Here is a 16,054-nt window from a genome sequence, read left to right as displayed (position 1 = left end):
TCGCTCCTTCAACGGGTGGCGGCGTAGGCCGCCTTGATGGTCTTGGCGGCGGCTTCCGGGTGGGAGATCATGACCACGTGCGACGACCGGATCTCGGTCACCTTGCTGCCTGCGCGCCGGGCCATGAACCGCTGGGCGGCGGGCGGGATGACTTTGTCCTCGGTCGGGATCAGGTACCAGGACGGGACGGTCTTCCAAGCGGGCGCACCGCTGGGGCCGCCGAGGCCCTGGACGCTGCCGGGGCGCTGGGTGACTGCCATGAGACGAGTCCGGGAGGCGGGTAGATCGGCGGCGAACACGGCCCGGAACTTCGCGGCGTCGATGTAGCCGTCGGTGCCCGGGGTGCTGCCGGGCACCGGGTAGTCGCGGGGGATCAGGGCGGTGGCCAGTTCACTGCCGGGGAACCGGCCCGCCAGTTGGAGCGCGCTCTCGCCCTCGTCGGGCGCGAACGCCCCCATGTACACCAGGGCCTTGACGTTGGCGTGGCCACGGGCGGCGTTGGTGATGACGATGCCGCCGTAGGAGTGGGCCGCCAGGATGACCGGGCCGGGGATGGTGTCCACCACGCTGGAGATGTAGGCGGCATCGCCCGCCGTGTCCCGCAGCGGGTTGGCCGGCGCGATGACCGGGAAGCCGGCCTTCTGCAGCAGCGCGATGGTGTCGTCGAAGCCGGAGGCGTCGGCGAACGCGCCGTGCACGAGCACCACGGTCGGTTTCGGCCCCTTCTCGGCCTGCCCGGGACGGTGAGAAGTCGCCTGGGCGGACACCGCGCCGACGACGAGGAGAACGGCGGCGGCCAGTACCGCCGGCAGACGACGCGCAACGGGAACACGCATGACGAACCCTTTCGGTCAGGAGGGTTGGACGGTGCGGAGGTGCCGGCGAGCGGTGCGGACGCGGGCCGGTGGGGTTCAGGAGGCGAGGAACGCCAGCAGGTCGGCGTTGAACTCGTCCTTGAACGCGCCCACGAGACCGTGCGGGGCACCCGGATAGACTTTCAGCGTCGCGTCTTTGACGAGCTTGGCCGACTCCGGGCCGGCCGCGACGATCGGGACGATCTGGTCGTCGTCGCTGTGGGCGATGAAGGTGGGGATGTCGAAGCGCCCCAGGTCCTCGGTGAAGTCGGTCTCGGAGAACGCGCGGACGCAGTCCAGCGCGCCCTTGAGCCCGACCTGCATGCTCTGCAGCCAAAACGCGTCCGACACACCCTGCGAGACCTGCGCACCGGGCCGGTTGAAGCCGTAGAAGGGCAGGCTGAGTTCCTTGTAGAACTGTGCACGGTCGGCTGCGACACCCGCGCGGATGGCGTCGAACGCCTCGATCGGCAGACCGTCGGGGTTGTCGTCGGTCCTCAGCATCAACGGCGGTACGGCGCCCAGCAGTACGGCCTTGGCGGTGCGCCCGGTGCCGTGCCGGCCGATGTAGCGGGTCACCTCGCCGCCGCCCGTCGAGTGCCCGACCAGTACGGCGTCGCGCAGGTCGAGGGTCTCGATCAGCTGGGCGAGGTCGTCGGCGTAGGTGTCCATGTCGTTGCCGTTCCACGGCTGGCCGGAGCGGCCGTGACCGCGCCGGTCGTGCGCGATGGCGCGGTAGCCGTGCGAGGCGACCAGGTGCAGCTGGTCGTCCCAGGCGTCGGCGTTCAGCGGCCAGCCGTGGCTGAACACCACCGGTTGTCCGCTGCCCCAGTCCTTGTAGAAGATCTCGGTGCCGTCGCTCGTGGTGATGGTGTTCCGCATGGGAGCGCTCCCGTCATGAGGCGATGTGCGACTCGGATGACGGCGATGGTGGCAGCGCATCGGGCGGGGGCTTTTACCGTGCGCGCCGGAAACTGTTCCCTGCCTGCCGCACGAGGACCCTCTACCGATCAGGTGAAGGTTCGGTGGAGAATTCGGGGGCTGGTTTCGCGGCGGAGGGGTACCGGCGCGCCGGCTCTGGGGGGCACTGTGCTGGTCCTGGACACGAAGGACATTCCGGCCGCTGACCGGATCGAAGCGTTTCACGCGGTGGCTGCCGGGGAGAGCGGCAGTTGCTCGATCGAGCAGGAACATCCCGAGGCCGGTATCTGGAAAAGGCTGGAGGTCTGGCGTTTCGGCCCGCTGACCCTGTTCGCCACGCACGGCACGGGCATGCGTATCTGGCGCACTCGGCAGCACGCCCGGTTCGACTCGATGAACTCCGTCTCCGTCATCACCCAGAGCCGGGGAACGGGTGCCTTCACCTGGAACGGCCACCAGCAGCACGTAGGGTCCGACGGCCTGGCCCTCGCGCACAAGACCGCGGGCTACGGGTACGGATGGTCGGGGACAGGAGTGTCCGTGGCGTTCATGGTCGACGCCGACCGTCTCGGCCTGCCTGAGCACCTGGTTCGCGCCGCGGTTCCCCTCCTGCACCAGAGCGGGATCGGCCCCTTGCTGCTGCACCACATCCGCGGCCTGCACCGAGACGCCGACCGGCTGAGCGCGGACGCCGGCGCCGAAGCGCTCGCCTCTGCCACTTTGGAACTCACCCGTGCCCTCATCGTGTCGGTGGCCGCCGACGACCGCACCCGCCGGTCAGTCGCGGAAGCCACCCTCCTCACCCGTGTCCTCGCCTACGTCCGCGCGCATCTGACCGACCCCGGCCTCACCCCCCAGCGCATCGCCTGGGCCCACAACATCTCCCTGCGGACCCTCTACCGGCTGTGTGAGGAAGGCGGCCTCAGCCTGGAAAAATGGATCATCCGTCGACGTCTGGAAGGCACCCGCCGCGACCTGATCGCGCCCGAACACGCCCACCGCACGATCGAGGCCGTCGCCCGCTCCTGGGGCTTCACCAACCCCGCCTTCTTCTCCCGCCGATTCCGTCAGACCTACGGCGCCACGCCCCGCGAATGGCGACAGTTCGCCCACCGACGTGCCACCTCGTTGTCCCGTGACGAACTCCAGTAGGGCCGGGACTGGAAACGGGGCATCAGCCACCGCGCCGATCACCGGCCCTACCAGGGGTCAGTGGGCATGCCAGGCACAGGCAGACCTGCGTGAGACCCGTGACCGGCGTGCGACCTGCGGCGGCGTCACCCCTTGCCGGACTGCCGCCTCCCGGACCGGCACCCCGCCGGTATGGGGAGACCACCCCGCTGGAGCCGCCCGAGGAGGCCCTTTCAGAGGTGAAGGAGACGGCCTCCGGACCAACCGAACCATCGATCGATCGCCACGTGGACCGTCACGAGCGGGTCCTCCCTGGCGGGGTAGTCCTTGCCGAGGAAGTGCCTGGAGAGCCGGTCGATGTCGGCGAATCCCTCATCCGGCTTGATCGACACGACGTGTCCCTGGACGGACACATGCGTGCCGAAGTCGTCCGCTCCGAGCACGGTCAGCGACACGTGGCCGTTGTTCCGCAGGTGTTTCAGGCGGGCGCGGTCGGCGTTCATGCACAGCATGAGGAGTCCGTCGTCCTCGATGAGGTACCAGGTCCCTACCGATACAGGGCGGCCTTTCGACGTGACCGTCGCCATGACGGCCGGGTTCGGCTTCCGGAGAAAGGCCAGGGCGGCCTCCGGCAGCGGAGTGTCAGACATCAGATTCTTCCTTCCAGGACACGGGTCCACACTGTGTTGTCACGCCGCCGCGCGTTCGAGCGGCGGCCGGCGGCGCAGTTCCCGCTGGAGGACGGCCGGCGGCTGGTGGGCCACGTCGAGGGTGCCCGTGTCCGTGCCGGGCGGCACGATGGCGTCGATCCGGTCCAGGACGTCGTCCGGGAGCGTGACCTCGGCGCCCGCGAGCAGGTCGTCCAGTTGGGCCATGGACCGCGGTCCGAGGAGCGCGGAGGTGACGCCGGGGTGAGCGAGCACGAAGCCCAGGGCCAGATGGGTCAGCGGCAGGCCCGCCTCTTCGGCGAGCGGGATGAGCTGTTCGACGGCGTCGAGCCGCCGTTCGTCCTTGAGGTGCGCGAAGTCGTATGTCGAGGTGCGGTGCGTCGCGGCCTGCCGGCCCTTGCGGTAGCGCCCGGTCAGCAGCCCGCCGCCGAGCGGCGACCAGACCAGGGTTCCCATGCCGAACTCCCGCGCGACCGGGAGCACTTCGCGCTCGATGCCCCGGTCGAGGATCGAGTACACCGGCTGCTCGGTCCGCGGCCGGGCGAGCCCGCGCCGCTCGGCGACCCAGTGGGCGCGGACGAGGTCGGAGGCCGGCATGCACGAGGTGCCGAAGGTGCGGATCTTCCCGGCTCGCTGCAGGTCGGTGAGCGCCCCGAGCGTCTCCTCGATGTCCGTGTCGGGGTCCGGGCGGTGGATCTGGTAGATGTCCACATGGTCGGTGTCCAGGCGGCGCAGCGAGTCCTCCAGCGCGCGAACCAGCCAGCGCCGGGACGCGCCCTGGTGGTTCGGCTCGTCGCTCATCGGCCTGCGGGCCTTGGTCGCGAGCACGACGTCGTCGCGTCGGCCCTTCAGCGCCCGGCCGACGATCTCCTCCGACTCGCCGTGCCCGTACACGTCGGAGGTGTCGATGAGGTTGATGCCGGCGTCCAGAGCCCGGTGGACGATGCGGACGCAGTCGTCGTGGTCGGGGTTGCCGAGGGCACCGAACATCATGGCGCCGAGAGCGTAGGGGCTCACCCTGATCCCGGTCCTGCCGAGGACGCGGTAACGCATGTTCTCTCCTGAGGTACGTCTGCGAGCTGCTGCCACCAGCCTGCCGGGAGGGAGCCGGACGATGAATAGTTGAGAGTCCCGATTTTTTGAGCGAGAGTACGGGTATGACCACCGACCGACTCTCCGAAGCACTCGATCTGGTCGAGATCCGCGGCGTCCTCACGGGCGGCATCGCGGCTCGCGGCGGATGGCGGCTGCGCGCATCGCTCTCCGCCCCGGTCAAGTTCTTCGCAGTCGTCAGCGGTCGGGCCCGCCTGACCACCGACGGGATCGACGAACCGGTCGACCTCGTGGCGGGTGACGTGGCGATCCTCACCGGGCGCTCCTGGCTCGCGTTCGAGGCCGGCGCGGAACCCCGCCGGGAGGTACGGCCGGAAACCGACTTCTCCACCGACCACTTCGCGTCCGCGGACCGCGACGCCGACGACATCGTGATCGGCGGCAGCGTCGGTCTGAACTCGGCCGGAAGCACGCTCCTCCTGGAATCGCTGCCGCCGCTGGCACACGTCAGGTCGGCCGGTGACGACGACCGGCTGTTCGCCGCCCTGTTGCGCCTGTTCGACGAGGCGACCACGCAGCGGCCCGGCTCTGCCTTCGCGGCCCGGCAGTACAGTCAGCTCTTCCTGCTGGAGCTGTTGCGGTCCTATGTCGACCAGACCCCGCTGCCCTCCGGCTGGCTGCGGCTGCTCGTCGACGAACGTCTGCGCCCCGCCCTCGACCTGCTGCACGGCCGCCCCGGGTGCCCCTGGGGGCTGGAGGAGTTGGCGCGAGCCGCCGCGATGTCCCGGACGACCTTCGCCGAGCGGTTCCGGGAGGCGGCCGGTGTGCCACCGCTGACCTACCTGGGACAGTGGCGCATGCTGCTCGCCCAGCGCGCGCTCCGGGACGGTGACGCCCGCGTCGCGGCGCTCGCCGAGGAGTTGGGCTACAGCTCGGAGAGCGCATTCAGCACGGCGTTCAAACGGGTCGTCGGCGAGTCGCCGCTGCGCTACCGGGCCCGCGTGCGCCAGGACGTCACCGAGCGCGTCCGAATCGAGACGCCGTGACGCCTCGGCCCCGTTCGGCTGCCTGCGCGGCCCGGCCGATGCGGGCGCCGTTGTGAAAGCCCGAGGCTAGCGCGCCCCGGGCCCCGCATAGCAGTGCACGGTGACCGTCTGGGCCCGGCTCCAGTGCTGTTCGACGGTGGCCAGGTGCTGCCAGCCCAGGCGTTCGTAGAGGGCCGCCGCGGCGGTGTCGGAGGTGACGACGTCGAGGACGGGGTGCAGGCCGCGGTGGTGGGCCTCGGCGGCGGCGCGGTCGAGGAGGAGCGCGCCGATGCCGTGGCCCCGGGCCCGCGGGGTGACGAAGAGACGGCTGACGACGGCTGTGGCGCGCGGGTCGCCCCACAGGGCCGGGGCCGCGTCGCCCTCGCCGCTCGGAGTCAGGGCGACGTGGCCGACGAGGTGACCGTCGAGCTCGGCGGTCCAGGCACCGAGTCCGGACGCCGCGCACAGCCAGTCGCCGGGGTCGGCGGGCCAGTTGACGGGGTAGCCGTCGCGGTGGTGGACCTCGGCGAGGGCCTGGACACAGGCGGCGGTGTCGGCGGGGGTGCGGGGGCGGATCGTGGGGGCGTTCTCGGTGGTCACCGGGGCATCGAAGCACAGGCGTCGGCCCTGGACCACGGCTTTTGCGAGGGGGCGGGCGGCGCTCTGGTTGACTGGTCCGAGCAGGCCGACACGAACGGGAACAGCATGGACACCACGCCGACGACGTACCGCAAACCGCGTACCGATGCCGCGCGCAACCGGGCCCGGATCCTCGACACGGCGCTGCGTCACTTCGCTGAGCGCGGTGCCGGGACCTCGCTGGAGGCGATCGCCAAGGACGCCGGCGTCGGGCCGGCGACGCTCTACCGTCACTTCCCGAACCGGGAGGCGCTGCTCGCGGCGGCGCTGGAGACACCGGCCGGGGAACTGCTGTCCGGCCTTGAGGAGTTGCGGGCCGTCGAGGATCCCGACGAGGGGCTGCGGCAGTGGCTGCTGGCCCTGGAGAAGTACCTCAGCACCTTCACCGGTCTGCCCGCGCCCGTGCTCGCGGCGCTGAGCTGCGACGACTCACCGCTCGCGGTGTCCTGTCAGGAACTCGTCGCCGTCACCGACGAATTCCTCGCCGCCGCGCAACGGGACGGGACCGCGCGGGCCACGGTCCAGGGCCGGGACCTCTTCCTCGCCGCCCTCTTCCTCGCCTGGACCGGCAGCGTGCCCGTCGAGGACGCAGCCCTGCCCACCCTGCGCCAGCTCGTGGAGACCGGGTACAGCACGCGGTGAGCTACTGGTGGTCGGCCCAGCCCTCGTCGTGATCCACGGGGGCACGGTCTCCCGGGCGGGGTGAGGGGTGCACGTGGTCGAACGGGGCGGGTGTGGTCGTAGGTTGTGGCGGTGACTCTGCTCTCGCCTGCGCGGCTGCTCCCCCGTTCCTATCAACCCCTGTTCGCCCACGTCGAGTTCAGGCGGTTGCTGCCCGCGCTCGCGGTGTCGGATCTCGGGGACGGGATGAGTATGGTCGCCGTCGCGTGGCTGGCGGTGGTGATCGCGCCGGAGGGGCAGGCGGGGTTCGTGGTGGGGGCGGCGGTGGCCGCGTACACGCTGCCCGGGGCCGTCGGGGCGCTGGTGTTCGGGCGGTGGCTGCGGCGGTTGGCACCGCGTCGGCTGCTGGTGGTGGACAGTTGGCTGCGGGCGGTGATGCTGGGGTGTGTGCCGGTGGCCTGGGTGGCGGGGGTGCTGCATCCGGTGCTGTACGTGGCGCTGCTCGCCGGGTCGTCCGTGCTGCACGCGTGGGGCGGTGCCGGGCGGTACTCGTTGATATCCCAACTGCTGCCGCCCGAGCGGCGGTTGGCCGCCAACGCGCTGGTCAGTTCCAGCACCTCCGCCTCGATCATCGCGGGGCCCGCGCTGGCCGGGCTGCTGGTGACCTTCGTCGCGCCCGCCTGGCTGATCGGGGTGGACGCGGTGTCGTTCGCGGTGCTCGCGGTCCAGGTGGGGCGGTCGGGGGCCGGGGGCGGGGTGGCCGATGCGCCGGTCGACGCCGGGCGGGCCCGGGACGGGCTGCGGTTGCTGCGCGGGCAGCCCGAGTTGATGGGGGTGCTGGCGCTGACCTGGCTGTTCAACTTCCTGTACGGGCCCGTGGAGGTGGCGTTGCCCCTGCACGTCACCGACGACCTCAGTGCCGGGGGCGGTTTGCTCGGGTTGTACTGGATGCTGTTCGGGGTGGGGGCCGTGCTGGGGGCGCTCGCCGTGGGTGCGCTTCGGCGGCTGCCGCTGTGGCCGGTGACGCTGGGGATCGTCGTCGGGTGGGGCGCGATGCTGCTGCCGTTCGGGCTGGGGGTGCCCGTGGGGGTGACCCTGTTGTGCTTCGCGCTCGGCGGGGTCATCTACGGTCCGTTCACCGCCCTGTCGTTCACGTTGTTCCAGGAACGGACACCGGCTGCCTGGTTGACGACCGTCCTGGCCGCCCGGGGCGCCGCGTTGCTGACCGCGGCGCCGGTGGGCACGGCCCTCGGAGGGCCGTTGACCGCCGCCGTGGGGGCTCGGGGCGTGCTGGCGGGTTCGGGCGGTGTGACCGTGTTGCTGGGGGTGGCAGCCTGCGGGGTCTGGCTGCGGGGGAAGCGGAAGCGGTGAGGGGGCTCGGGGGTCAGCGCCTGCCGCCGAACTCCCAGGCGTGGACCTCCGTTTCGGCATAGGTGTGCGGGGCAAGCACGCCGCGCGCGGTGGCCGGGTCGGGGGCGCGCAGGAGGGCGGCTGTGCCGAGCCATATCGTCGCGTCGTCCGACAACAGAGGGCCGAACGCGATCAGTTCGTCCGTGTCGCCGGGCAGAGTGAGGTCCTTGTCCTCGACGGGGCCCAGGGCCAGGACCAGGTACCGGTCGCCGCCGGTCCTGCCTCCCGGGAAGTCCCACATCGTGCGGCCCAGGAGGTTGCGCCAGCGCCGGAGCAACACGTCCCTGTAGACGCCCGCCTGCTGATTGGGTTCCTCGAAGGCGAACTCCCTCGCCGCGGCGGGGGTGGGGAGGTCGACGATGTGCACACTGCCGGTGGGCGTTTCGCCGTCGGGGGCGAAGGTAGGGCCCCGGGCGATCAGTTCATCCGCGTAACCGTCCATGTAGGACCAGTGGGCCTCGGTCAGCCGGCTGCGGAGGGGGAGGGAGCCGGAGCGGTCACGGTGAAGACAGAAGAATTCCATTAAAGGTGATCATCGCGGGGGTGGGGTGGGATCTCAAGTGACTTTGGGCGTCGGGGGGTTGCCAGGAGGAGAGGGGGTGGAGTGGGCTCGGGAGGGTACGACTCGGGGCGCCGGGGAGGGAGTTGGTCGTCGTGCGGGGCAGGTTCGAGGAGGGGGCAGGGGTCGCGCGTATGGCGCGGCATGACTGGTGGGGTGTCGGCCTTGAGGCGCCCGATACCCGGGAACTCGCCCGGTTCTACTGGGCGTTGCTCGGCTGGGAGGTCGCGCACGAGGACGATGACGGGGCGGCGGTCGTGCCGCCCGAGGGGGCCGTGTATCTCGACTTCGAGGTCTCCGACCTGCGGGCCGCCGTCGCGCATGCGGTGGAACTCGGGGCGCGGGAAAGCGGGTTCCAGCCGCAGGATCATGTGCGTGTGCTGCTCGATCCGGCGGGGCATCCCTTCTGCCTCTACAAGGACGGGAGTTGAGGTGGGTGGGGATTAGGGTGGGGTGATGCCGCTTGTGGAGATCACTTATGCGCCGGGGGTTTCGGAGGATGTGCTGCGTCGGCTCGGGGTGGTGTTGCCGCACCTCGTCTCCGTCGCGGTGGAGTGTCCCGAGGAGCCGTATGACGGGGATCTGGGGCCGGGGGACGTGGAGTTGAGGTTCCGGGAGCTTGGGCCGTTCGACCGGAGTGGGCTGGATGTGGTGATCGAGGTGCGGTCGAAGTGGTTCGAGAGCCGGGCGGGGAATCGGCAGGAGCGGGTGGACGGGCTGCACGAGGGGATCGCGGAGGCCACGGGGTTGGAGGAGTTCGGGGTGTACCTGTCGCTGCCGGTGGCCGCTTGGGCCCAGGGGGAATGACGCGTGGAGCCGGCAGAGCAGCTGAGGCACGTGTACTGGATCGGGGGCGGGAGCGGGGCGGGGAAGTCGACCGTGGCACGGCGGTTGGCCAAGCGGGAGGGATGGCGGCTCTACGTCACCGATGACGTGATGCACGAGCACGCGGGGCGGGTCGGTGCCGACGAGGCGCCGTTTCTGCACGCGTTCATGGGCATGAGCATGGACGAGCGGTGGGTGGAGCGGTCGCCGCGGGTCATGTTCGAGACGTTCCACTGGTTCCGGGGTGAGGGGTTCGGGCTGATCGTCGAGGATCTGTTGCGGCTGCCCCGGGACCGGCCGGTCGTGGTCGAGGGATTCCGGCTGCTCCCCCATCTCGTGCGGCCGTTGCTCGCGGATCCTCGACACGCGGTGTGGCTGCTGCCCACGCCGGAGTTCCGGCACGCGGCGGTGACGGGGCGGGCGGCGCCCGGTGAGGGGTTCGTGTGGCGGACGAGCGATCCGGAGCGGGCCGGGCGGAATCTCGCCGAGCGGGAGCGGATGTTCGTCGACCGGATCGGGCCGGAGGTCGAGCGGCTGGGGCTGGCGGCCGTCCGTGTGGACCTTCCGCTGTCCGAGGACGAACTCGTACTGCGGGTGGGCGCGTTGTTCGGGGTGTGAGTCGTCGGTCCGGCTCTCCGTCCAGTAGGACTGGATCTGACCTACTGCGCTCCTACCGTCGTGCGTATCGCATCCGACGGAAGGAACTTCCATGCCCAGTCAGCCCCAGGGCTACACCACCGTCGCCCCTTGGGTCGTCACCGACGACACCGGTGGCCTGCTCGACTTCGTCGTCCGCGCGTTCGGCGGTGAGGAGCTTGCGCGGGTGGTCACCGAGGACGGGGCGATCGGGCACGCCGAGGTGCGGGTCGGCGACACCGTCGTCCTGGCGTTCGACCGGCGGGACGACTGGCCGGTGATGCCGAGCCTGCTGCGCGTGTTCGTGGCGGACGCGGACGTCGCCGTCGAGCGGGCTGTGGAGGCCGGTGGGCGGGTCGTGACGCCGGTGCGGGACAGCGCGTTCGGGCAGCGGGGCGGACGGGTGCGGGATCCGTTCGGGAACGTGTGGTGGGTGGTGGCGCACGTCGAGGACGTCGCCGAGGACGAGATGTGGGCGCGGCTGCGGGAGCCCGTCCATGTGGAGGGGATGCGGGTGGCGCAGGAGACGTTGGACGCCGAGTTGAGCGGGCGGGACCGGGGGCGCAGCAGTGCGCCGGTCAGGGGGTCTCGCTGACGGGGGTGGGTGGGAGCGCGGCGTCGAGCAGGGGGCCGAGTTCGCGGGCCGCGTTGGTGAGGGCCCGGGTGCTGTGTTCGGCGCGGGCGATGAGGAGGGCGCCTTCGAGGGTGCTGATCATGAGGGTGGCGAGGGGTGTGGCGCGGTTGGTCGGGACGCCCATGCCGGTGAGGGCGGTGGCGACCGCGCCGGTCCAGGTGGCGAAGGCGTCGGAGGCGGCCTGGCGGGTGGCGGGGGCGGTCGTCGCGCGGTCGACGGTGGCGGCGGCGACGGGGCAGCCGCCCGCGTAGCCGGACGTCTCGTACTCGTCGGTCCATTGGCGGACCATCTCGGTGAACAGGCCGCTGGGGGTGGGTTCGGGGAGGGCGGCCAGGAAGCGGGCGACGCGGTTGCCGGCGTAGCGGCCGGCCCAGTGCACGGCCTCGTTGACCAGTTGTTCCTTGCCGCCGGGGAAGTAGTGCTGGAGGGAGCCGCGGGGTGCTCCGGCGTGGGCGGCGACCTCGCGCATGCCGGTGGCTGCGACGCCGTCGCGCCGGATGAGCTGGGCCGCGCTGAAGACCATCCGCTCGCGTGGTCCGCGTTCCGTCACTCCGGCGTCTCCTCGTGGTGCGTCCCGGGCTGTTGCCCGACGAGTTTATGACCGCTGTCATAGCGAGGGCTACTATGACAGCGGTCATAGTCCTCGGCGAGGGGTGGTGCGGCATGGCGTCCGTCGGCTTTATCGGTCTCGGGGTCATGGGGCGTCCCATGGCGCTCAACCTCGCGCGCGCGGGCGCGCCGCTGGTGGTGTGGAACCGTTCGCCCGCGCCGTGCGAGGCGCTGCGCGCGGCCGGGGCCGAGGTCGCGGACAGCCCCGGTGAGGTGTTCGAACGGGCCGGCACGGTCGTCCTCATGCTGGCCGACGAGGCGGCCGTGGACGCCGTGCTCGGGCGGGGGACGCCGGAGTTCGCCGCGCGTGTCGCGGGGCGCACGCTCGTCCACATGGGCACCACCGCGCCCGAGTACTCCGGGAGCCTCCAGGACGACGTCCGTGCGGCGGGCGGGCGGTACGTCGAGGCGCCGGTCTCCGGGTCGCGCGGGCCCGCCGAGCAGGGGCAGTTGGTGGCGATGCTGGCGGGGGACGACGAGGCCGTGGCGGACGTGCGGCCGCTGCTCGCGCCGATGTGCCGCGAGGTGTTCGGGTGCGGGGCCGTGCCGGGGGCGCTGCTCATGAAGCTGTCGGTGAACCTGTTCCTGATCACGCTGGTGACGGGGCTCGGGGAGGCGTTCCACTTCGCCGAGCGCAACGGGGTCGACGCGGGGTTGCTGCGGGACGTGCTGGACGCGGGGCCGATGGCGAGCGCGGTGTCGCGGGCGAAGGCGGCGAAGCTGGTGGAGGGGGATTTCGGGGTGCAGGCGGGGCTCGTGGACGTGCTGAAGAACACGCGGCTGATCGCCGAGGCGGCGCGGAAGGCGGGGGTGGCGTCGCCGTTGCTCGACGTGTGTCACGCGTTGTTCGGGGAGGCGGCGGCTTCGGGGTATGGCGGGGAGGACATGGTGGCGGTGGTGCGGGCGATCGAGGGGCGGACGGTGGGGGTGTGAGCAAAGGGGTGTGAGCAGGGGGTGGGTGGGTCGGCGTGCTGCCCGGCGGGGGTGGTGCTCAGCACGGGTCGGGGCGTCGTGCCTCGGCCGAACGGCCGGTTCTGGGGGTGGTCCGGGGCCTGCGGGGTGGCTGTTCGGCCGATGTGCGGGGTGAGGGGTGTGGTCGAGACTGGTAGCGACGGAAGTGGCCTCGCTGTCCGGCGGGGTCACGGTGGTTCACCGGCCCTCGAACGGAGACATGCCCTTCACTCCCACTACGATCCGACGGTCGCCCTTGGGGAGTCCTCGCGCCGGGCCGGGTGCCGGTGGGGTCCTCGGGCGGTGGACAGTCGATGAGCGAACGGAAGTGAGTGGCAGATGCGCCGTCATGGGCGACCCGGTGGAGCGTCGGAGCGTACGGCACGTGTCCGGCAGGGGCTGGAGCGGGAGTTGCAGCAGCTCGACGGGGCGCCGTACGGGCGGTACCGGGGGCTGACCGGGCAGTGGGAGCTGGGCGGGGGTGTGGTGCTGGAGGTCGTGCGGGGGCAGGCGGATCCGTACGCGCCGCCGGCCCGGGTCGCCGTGCGGGTGCCGGGTGAACGGGCGGGGTTTCCGCGGGAGTTGTGGGACTCGCCGGTGCGGCGGCGGGCGCTCGCCGGGTATCTGGTGCGGGAGGCGGCCCGGGAGGTGTCGGCGGAGCGGGCGTTGCAGGTGGACGCGGGCGGGCAGGAGGTGCTGGACCGCAACTCGTGCACGGTGGACGCCGGGGACGGGGCGGTGACGTTGCGGCTCGGGGTGGCGTTGCCGGGGCCGCACCGGAGGATCGACGGGCGGGCGGCGCGGCGGCTGCTGTGCGAGGTGCTGCCGGAGGTCGCGGAGCGGGCGCTGTGCCTGGCGGCGCTGGACGGCGGGCGGGTGCGGGAGTTCGTGGCGGCGGTGGAGGACTCGGCGGCGTTGCGGGCGGCGTTGCCGGGGCTGGGGCTGGTCGGGTTCGTGGCCGACGGGGCGTCGCTGCCCCGGCGCAGCGGGGCGGACGACCGGCCGGCGCGGGGTGAGGGGGTGGTGGCGTTCCGGTCGCCGGAGGAGTTGCGGGTGAGTGTGGAGCTGCCGCACGCGGGGGTGGTGAGCGGGATGGGGATTCCCGAGGGGGTGACGTTGATCGTGGGCGGTGGGTTCCACGGGAAGTCGACGTTGCTGCGGGCGCTGGAGACGGGGGTGTGGGACCACGTTCCCGGGGACGGGCGGGAGCTGGCCGTGTCACTCGCGGACACGGTGAAGATCCGGGCGGAGGACGGGCGTCCGGTGGAGCGGGTGGACGTGCACGCGTTCGTCGATCACCTGCCGGGCGGGGCGGACACCACGGACTTCTCCACGGCCAACGCGTCCGGGTCGACCTCGCAGGCGGCGTCGCTGTGCGAGGCGGTGGAGAGCGGGGCGCGGGTGCTGCTGATCGACGAGGACACGGCGGCGACGAACCTGATGATCCGGGACGCGCGGATGCAGGCGCTGGTGGCGAAGGAGCGGGAGCCGCTGACGCCGCTGGTGGACTCGGTGCGCTCGCTGCACCGGGATCACGGGGTGTCGACCGTGCTGGTGATGGGCGGCAGCGGGGACTATCTCGAAGTCGCCGACCGGGTGGTGATGATGGACGCGTACCGGCCGTACGACGTGACCGGGCGGGCCCGGGAGATCGCGGCGGTGCCGACGGGGCGGCGGGCCGAGGCCGACTCGTTCCCCTCGCTCGTCGCACGGCGCGTCGACCCCGCGTCGGTCGACTCCACCGCCAAGGGGCGGACCCGCGTGCGCGCCCGGGGTACCGACTACCTCGTCTTCGGGGAGCACGACATCGACCTGCGCGCCGTCGCACCCCTCGCCGACGCGTCCCACGTCACCGGCATCGGCCTCGCCCTCGAACTCCTCGTCCGCCACGGCCACCTGACCCGGGACCGGACCCTCGCCGAAGCCCTCGACCTCCTCGACACCGACTTCACCACCGCCGACCCCGTCGCCGCCCTGCGCACCGTCCACGACGACGACTTCGCCGTCCCCCGCCGCCACGAGATCGCCGCCGCGCTGAACCGGCTGCGGGGGATGAGGGTGGTGCGGTGAGGGGGCGCTGTCGGCGCGGTCGCTCCGAGCCGGTGCCGGACGGCCACCGCGGTCCTGTCGGACAGCATCCAAGGCTCGTACATGGCCGAGGAAGCGAATTTCGGGTCATTCGACCCGCTATTTTCGCAGCACTTGACGAACCGCACAGGGGTTCACGGCGCGAAGGTTCAGGACACATCAGCCATGGCCGGGTGCCGGCTCATTCGATCAGCGCCGTGTACTGCTCGGCCTCCTGTGGCGAGCAGTAGGTGGCGCGGCCCTCGGAGTACCGCGTACCGGGGATGTCGGCCAACACGATCGTGTAGCTGTGCGGCACCCAGTACTGCGGGTCGAGGGCCTCGAAGGTGGTGATCTGTGAGGTGTCCTCGGGCCGGACGCCGCCGGCCGGGCAGATGACCCCGATCGGCGCCGGGTTGTGCTTGCCGTACGGCGATCAGCTGATCGGGGGGGGGCCGCGGGTTCCTCGTTGTCCGGCCGGTACACGTCGACGTAGACGTGTCACCCGGTGAGACCTCGACGGCGATGTCACGCTTGATCGGTCATGCCGACTCCGCGACGAAAGGTCCCTGCGACTCGCCGCGGGGCGCCAGGTCGATGCGGTTGATGCGCCCGTCATGCAGGCGGTAGTGGATGAAGTAGTCGTTCTCGACACTCTCGCCCTGCCTCAGGGGCCCGCCGGGGAAGTCCGGCGCGTCCACGACGGCCGTGAGGCGCGTGGTCGCCTCCAGCGCGATGCCGTGCTCGTCGATGACCACCGCGTGCGCGGTGACGTTCTCCCGGACGGTCTGGAACATCTTCCCGTAGAACGCGGCCACGGCGTCCAGTCCGCGCAGCACGCCCACGGAGGGCACCGTCAGCTCGATGTCGTCGGTGAAGAAGAGGAGGAACCGTTCGGTGTTCGCGGTGCTGAGCGAGATGAGGTAGTCCAGGAAGGCACGCCGTCCGGCGGCGGTCGGCGTGATCCGGGTCGGTGCGGGGCTCACCCCCTGTCCGGCCTTCCAGGTCGCGGCCCGCAGCGCGGCGATCTTCTCCCCCGCGGCGTCGAGCTCGTAGGTGACGAAGAACTTGACCGTGGTCAGCTCGCCACGGGCGAGCGGCCCGAACACGAAGTCCGGCCGGTCCTCGGTCGCCTGGAAATCCGTGTCGATCTCGGCGGCGACGTGTGTACCGCTGCGGGTGACCACCTGCGGCCGCATCGTCTCGCGGATGCCGTCATGGGCCTGATGGAGGAACGCCCGGATCTCCTCACGGCCACGCAGGTCCACGCTCGGCCCGCAGAACCGGGCGTCCTCGGTGAAGTAGCGCTCCACCAGGGCATCGTCGTCCCCGGCGTTGAACGCCTCCTCGTAGGCGGCATGATCGAACGGCATCACAGCGTCCCTCCGGCAGCCGCGGGGACGAGCTCGTCGGTGCCGGCCCGAAAGAGGATCCCGGGGGCGTGGAATTCG

Annotated in this window: 18 protein-coding genes; 10 read left to right on the top strand and 8 right to left on the bottom strand. The window is 71.7% G+C overall.

The window, feature by feature from the left end; translation table 11 throughout:
* Positions 1 to 8: 8 nt before the first annotated feature.
* Positions 9 to 836, bottom strand: coding sequence for an alpha/beta fold hydrolase (locus IAG44_RS40485; protein WP_187751998.1), 828 nt, complete (start codon positions 834 to 836; stop codon positions 9 to 11).
* Between the two features lie 75 nt (positions 837 to 911).
* Entirely contained in the window at positions 912 to 1,736 is an 825-nt protein-coding gene (locus IAG44_RS40480) for an alpha/beta fold hydrolase (protein WP_187751997.1), read from the bottom strand.
* 267 nt (positions 1,737 to 2,003) lie between these two features.
* Here IAG44_RS40480 and IAG44_RS40475 point away from each other — a divergent pair, with 267 nt between their 5' ends.
* Complete coding sequence (locus IAG44_RS40475; RefSeq protein ID WP_246562781.1) at positions 2,004 to 2,927, top strand: helix-turn-helix domain-containing protein; 924 nt, start codon at positions 2,004 to 2,006, stop codon at positions 2,925 to 2,927.
* Positions 2,928 to 3,139: 212 nt separating this feature from the next.
* On the opposite strand, the gene IAG44_RS40470 is transcribed toward IAG44_RS40475, so the two are convergent.
* Entirely contained in the window at positions 3,140 to 3,556 is a 417-nt protein-coding gene (locus IAG44_RS40470; protein WP_187751995.1) for a pyridoxamine 5'-phosphate oxidase family protein, read from the bottom strand.
* A gap of 39 nt (positions 3,557 to 3,595) precedes the next feature.
* Entirely contained in the window at positions 3,596 to 4,627 is a 1,032-nt protein-coding gene (locus IAG44_RS40465; RefSeq protein WP_187751994.1) for an aldo/keto reductase, read from the bottom strand.
* A 104-nt stretch (positions 4,628 to 4,731) separates the two neighbouring features.
* Here IAG44_RS40465 and IAG44_RS40460 point away from each other — a divergent pair, with 104 nt between their 5' ends.
* Positions 4,732 to 5,673 (top strand): AraC family transcriptional regulator, encoded by a 942-nt coding sequence (locus tag IAG44_RS40460; protein WP_187751993.1) that lies wholly within the window; start codon positions 4,732 to 4,734, stop codon positions 5,671 to 5,673.
* Positions 5,674 to 5,739: 66 nt separating this feature from the next.
* On the opposite strand, the gene IAG44_RS40455 is transcribed toward IAG44_RS40460, so the two are convergent.
* Positions 5,740 to 6,252: a GNAT family N-acetyltransferase gene (locus IAG44_RS40455; protein ID WP_187751992.1), complete on the bottom strand. Its 513-nt coding sequence runs from the start codon at positions 6,250 to 6,252 to the stop codon at positions 5,740 to 5,742.
* Between the two features lie 105 nt (positions 6,253 to 6,357).
* On the opposite strand from IAG44_RS40455, the gene IAG44_RS40450 reads away from it, so the two are divergent.
* Together IAG44_RS40450 and IAG44_RS40445 are read left to right on the top strand one after the other, a co-directional pair.
* On the top strand, positions 6,358 to 6,933 hold the full coding sequence (locus tag IAG44_RS40450) for a TetR/AcrR family transcriptional regulator (protein ID WP_187751991.1): 576 nt from the start codon (positions 6,358 to 6,360) through the stop codon (positions 6,931 to 6,933).
* A gap of 111 nt (positions 6,934 to 7,044) precedes the next feature.
* On the top strand, positions 7,045 to 8,283 hold the full coding sequence (locus IAG44_RS40445) for an MFS transporter (protein ID WP_246562766.1): 1,239 nt from the start codon (positions 7,045 to 7,047) through the stop codon (positions 8,281 to 8,283).
* Between the two features lie 13 nt (positions 8,284 to 8,296).
* On the opposite strand, the gene IAG44_RS40440 is transcribed toward IAG44_RS40445, so the two are convergent.
* On the bottom strand, positions 8,297 to 8,845 hold the full coding sequence (locus tag IAG44_RS40440) for a YciI family protein (protein WP_187751990.1): 549 nt from the start codon (positions 8,843 to 8,845) through the stop codon (positions 8,297 to 8,299).
* A 170-nt stretch (positions 8,846 to 9,015) separates the two neighbouring features.
* Between IAG44_RS40440 and IAG44_RS40435 the strand changes: the two genes are divergently transcribed.
* From IAG44_RS40435 to IAG44_RS40420, 4 genes are all read left to right on the top strand, one after another.
* Positions 9,016 to 9,312 carry a VOC family protein gene (locus tag IAG44_RS40435; RefSeq protein ID WP_187751989.1) on the top strand — a complete coding sequence of 99 codons (297 nt, stop codon included), beginning with the start codon at positions 9,016 to 9,018 and terminating at the stop codon, positions 9,310 to 9,312.
* A 25-nt stretch (positions 9,313 to 9,337) separates the two neighbouring features.
* Positions 9,338 to 9,688 carry a hypothetical protein gene (locus IAG44_RS40430; RefSeq protein WP_187751988.1) on the top strand — a complete coding sequence of 117 codons (351 nt, stop codon included), beginning with the start codon at positions 9,338 to 9,340 and terminating at the stop codon, positions 9,686 to 9,688.
* A 3-nt stretch (positions 9,689 to 9,691) separates the two neighbouring features.
* Entirely contained in the window at positions 9,692 to 10,324 is a 633-nt protein-coding gene (locus IAG44_RS40425; RefSeq protein ID WP_187751987.1) for an AAA family ATPase, read from the top strand.
* Between the two features lie 91 nt (positions 10,325 to 10,415).
* A complete protein-coding gene (locus tag IAG44_RS40420; protein ID WP_187751986.1) occupies positions 10,416 to 10,937 on the top strand; it encodes a VOC family protein in 522 nt (173 codons plus the stop codon).
* On the opposite strand, the gene IAG44_RS40415 is transcribed toward IAG44_RS40420, so the two are convergent.
* Positions 10,921 to 11,499 (bottom strand): TetR/AcrR family transcriptional regulator, encoded by a 579-nt coding sequence (locus IAG44_RS40415; RefSeq protein WP_187753095.1) that lies wholly within the window; start codon positions 11,497 to 11,499, stop codon positions 10,921 to 10,923. The two genes, IAG44_RS40420 and IAG44_RS40415, sit on opposite strands and share 17 nt — an antisense overlap.
* A 140-nt stretch (positions 11,500 to 11,639) precedes the next feature.
* Between IAG44_RS40415 and IAG44_RS40410 the strand changes: the two genes are divergently transcribed.
* Positions 11,640 to 12,518, top strand: coding sequence for an NAD(P)-dependent oxidoreductase (locus IAG44_RS40410; RefSeq protein ID WP_187753094.1), 879 nt, complete (start codon positions 11,640 to 11,642; stop codon positions 12,516 to 12,518).
* Between the two features lie 429 nt (positions 12,519 to 12,947).
* A complete protein-coding gene (locus tag IAG44_RS40405; protein WP_425508500.1) occupies positions 12,948 to 14,606 on the top strand; it encodes a P-loop domain-containing protein in 1,659 nt (552 codons plus the stop codon).
* 539 nt (positions 14,607 to 15,145) lie between these two features.
* Here IAG44_RS40405 and IAG44_RS40400 read toward each other — a convergent pair.
* Positions 15,146 to 15,976: a nuclear transport factor 2 family protein gene (locus tag IAG44_RS40400; protein ID WP_187751984.1), complete on the bottom strand. Its 831-nt coding sequence runs from the start codon at positions 15,974 to 15,976 to the stop codon at positions 15,146 to 15,148.
* Positions 15,977 to 16,054: the final 78 nt, after the last annotated feature.

Source organism: Streptomyces roseirectus, from assembly GCF_014489635.1.
In the GTDB taxonomy this organism is placed as follows: domain Bacteria; phylum Actinomycetota; class Actinomycetes; order Streptomycetales; family Streptomycetaceae; genus Streptomyces; species Streptomyces roseirectus.
This window is presented reverse-complemented; position numbering and strand designations above follow the sequence as displayed.

Bases quoted from the DNA above. Each gene is read 5' to 3' on its own strand.
- IAG44_RS40480 (WP_187751997.1), bottom strand. From the start codon at position 1,736: ATGCGGAACACCATCACCACGAGCGACGGCACCGAGATCTTCTACAAG.
- IAG44_RS40435 (WP_187751989.1), top strand. From the start codon at position 9,016: ATGGCGCGGCATGACTGGTGGGGTGTCGGCCTTGAGGCGCCCGATACC.
- IAG44_RS40460 (WP_187751993.1), top strand. From the start codon at position 4,732: ATGACCACCGACCGACTCTCCGAAGCACTCGATCTGGTCGAGATCCGC.
- IAG44_RS40430 (WP_187751988.1), top strand. From the start codon at position 9,338: ATGCCGCTTGTGGAGATCACTTATGCGCCGGGGGTTTCGGAGGATGTG.
- IAG44_RS40470 (WP_187751995.1), bottom strand. From the start codon at position 3,556: ATGTCTGACACTCCGCTGCCGGAGGCCGCCCTGGCCTTTCTCCGGAAG.
- IAG44_RS40485 (WP_187751998.1), bottom strand. From the start codon at position 836: ATGCGTGTTCCCGTTGCGCGTCGTCTGCCGGCGGTACTGGCCGCCGCC.
- IAG44_RS40415 (WP_187753095.1), bottom strand. From the start codon at position 11,499: ATGGTCTTCAGCGCGGCCCAGCTCATCCGGCGCGACGGCGTCGCAGCC.
- IAG44_RS40410 (WP_187753094.1), top strand. From the start codon at position 11,640: ATGGCGTCCGTCGGCTTTATCGGTCTCGGGGTCATGGGGCGTCCCATG.
- IAG44_RS40465 (WP_187751994.1), bottom strand. From the start codon at position 4,627: ATGCGTTACCGCGTCCTCGGCAGGACCGGGATCAGGGTGAGCCCCTAC.
- IAG44_RS40420 (WP_187751986.1), top strand. From the start codon at position 10,416: ATGCCCAGTCAGCCCCAGGGCTACACCACCGTCGCCCCTTGGGTCGTC.
- IAG44_RS40450 (WP_187751991.1), top strand. From the start codon at position 6,358: ATGGACACCACGCCGACGACGTACCGCAAACCGCGTACCGATGCCGCG.
- IAG44_RS40440 (WP_187751990.1), bottom strand. From the start codon at position 8,845: ATGGAATTCTTCTGTCTTCACCGTGACCGCTCCGGCTCCCTCCCCCTC.
- IAG44_RS40400 (WP_187751984.1), bottom strand. From the start codon at position 15,976: ATGCCGTTCGATCATGCCGCCTACGAGGAGGCGTTCAACGCCGGGGAC.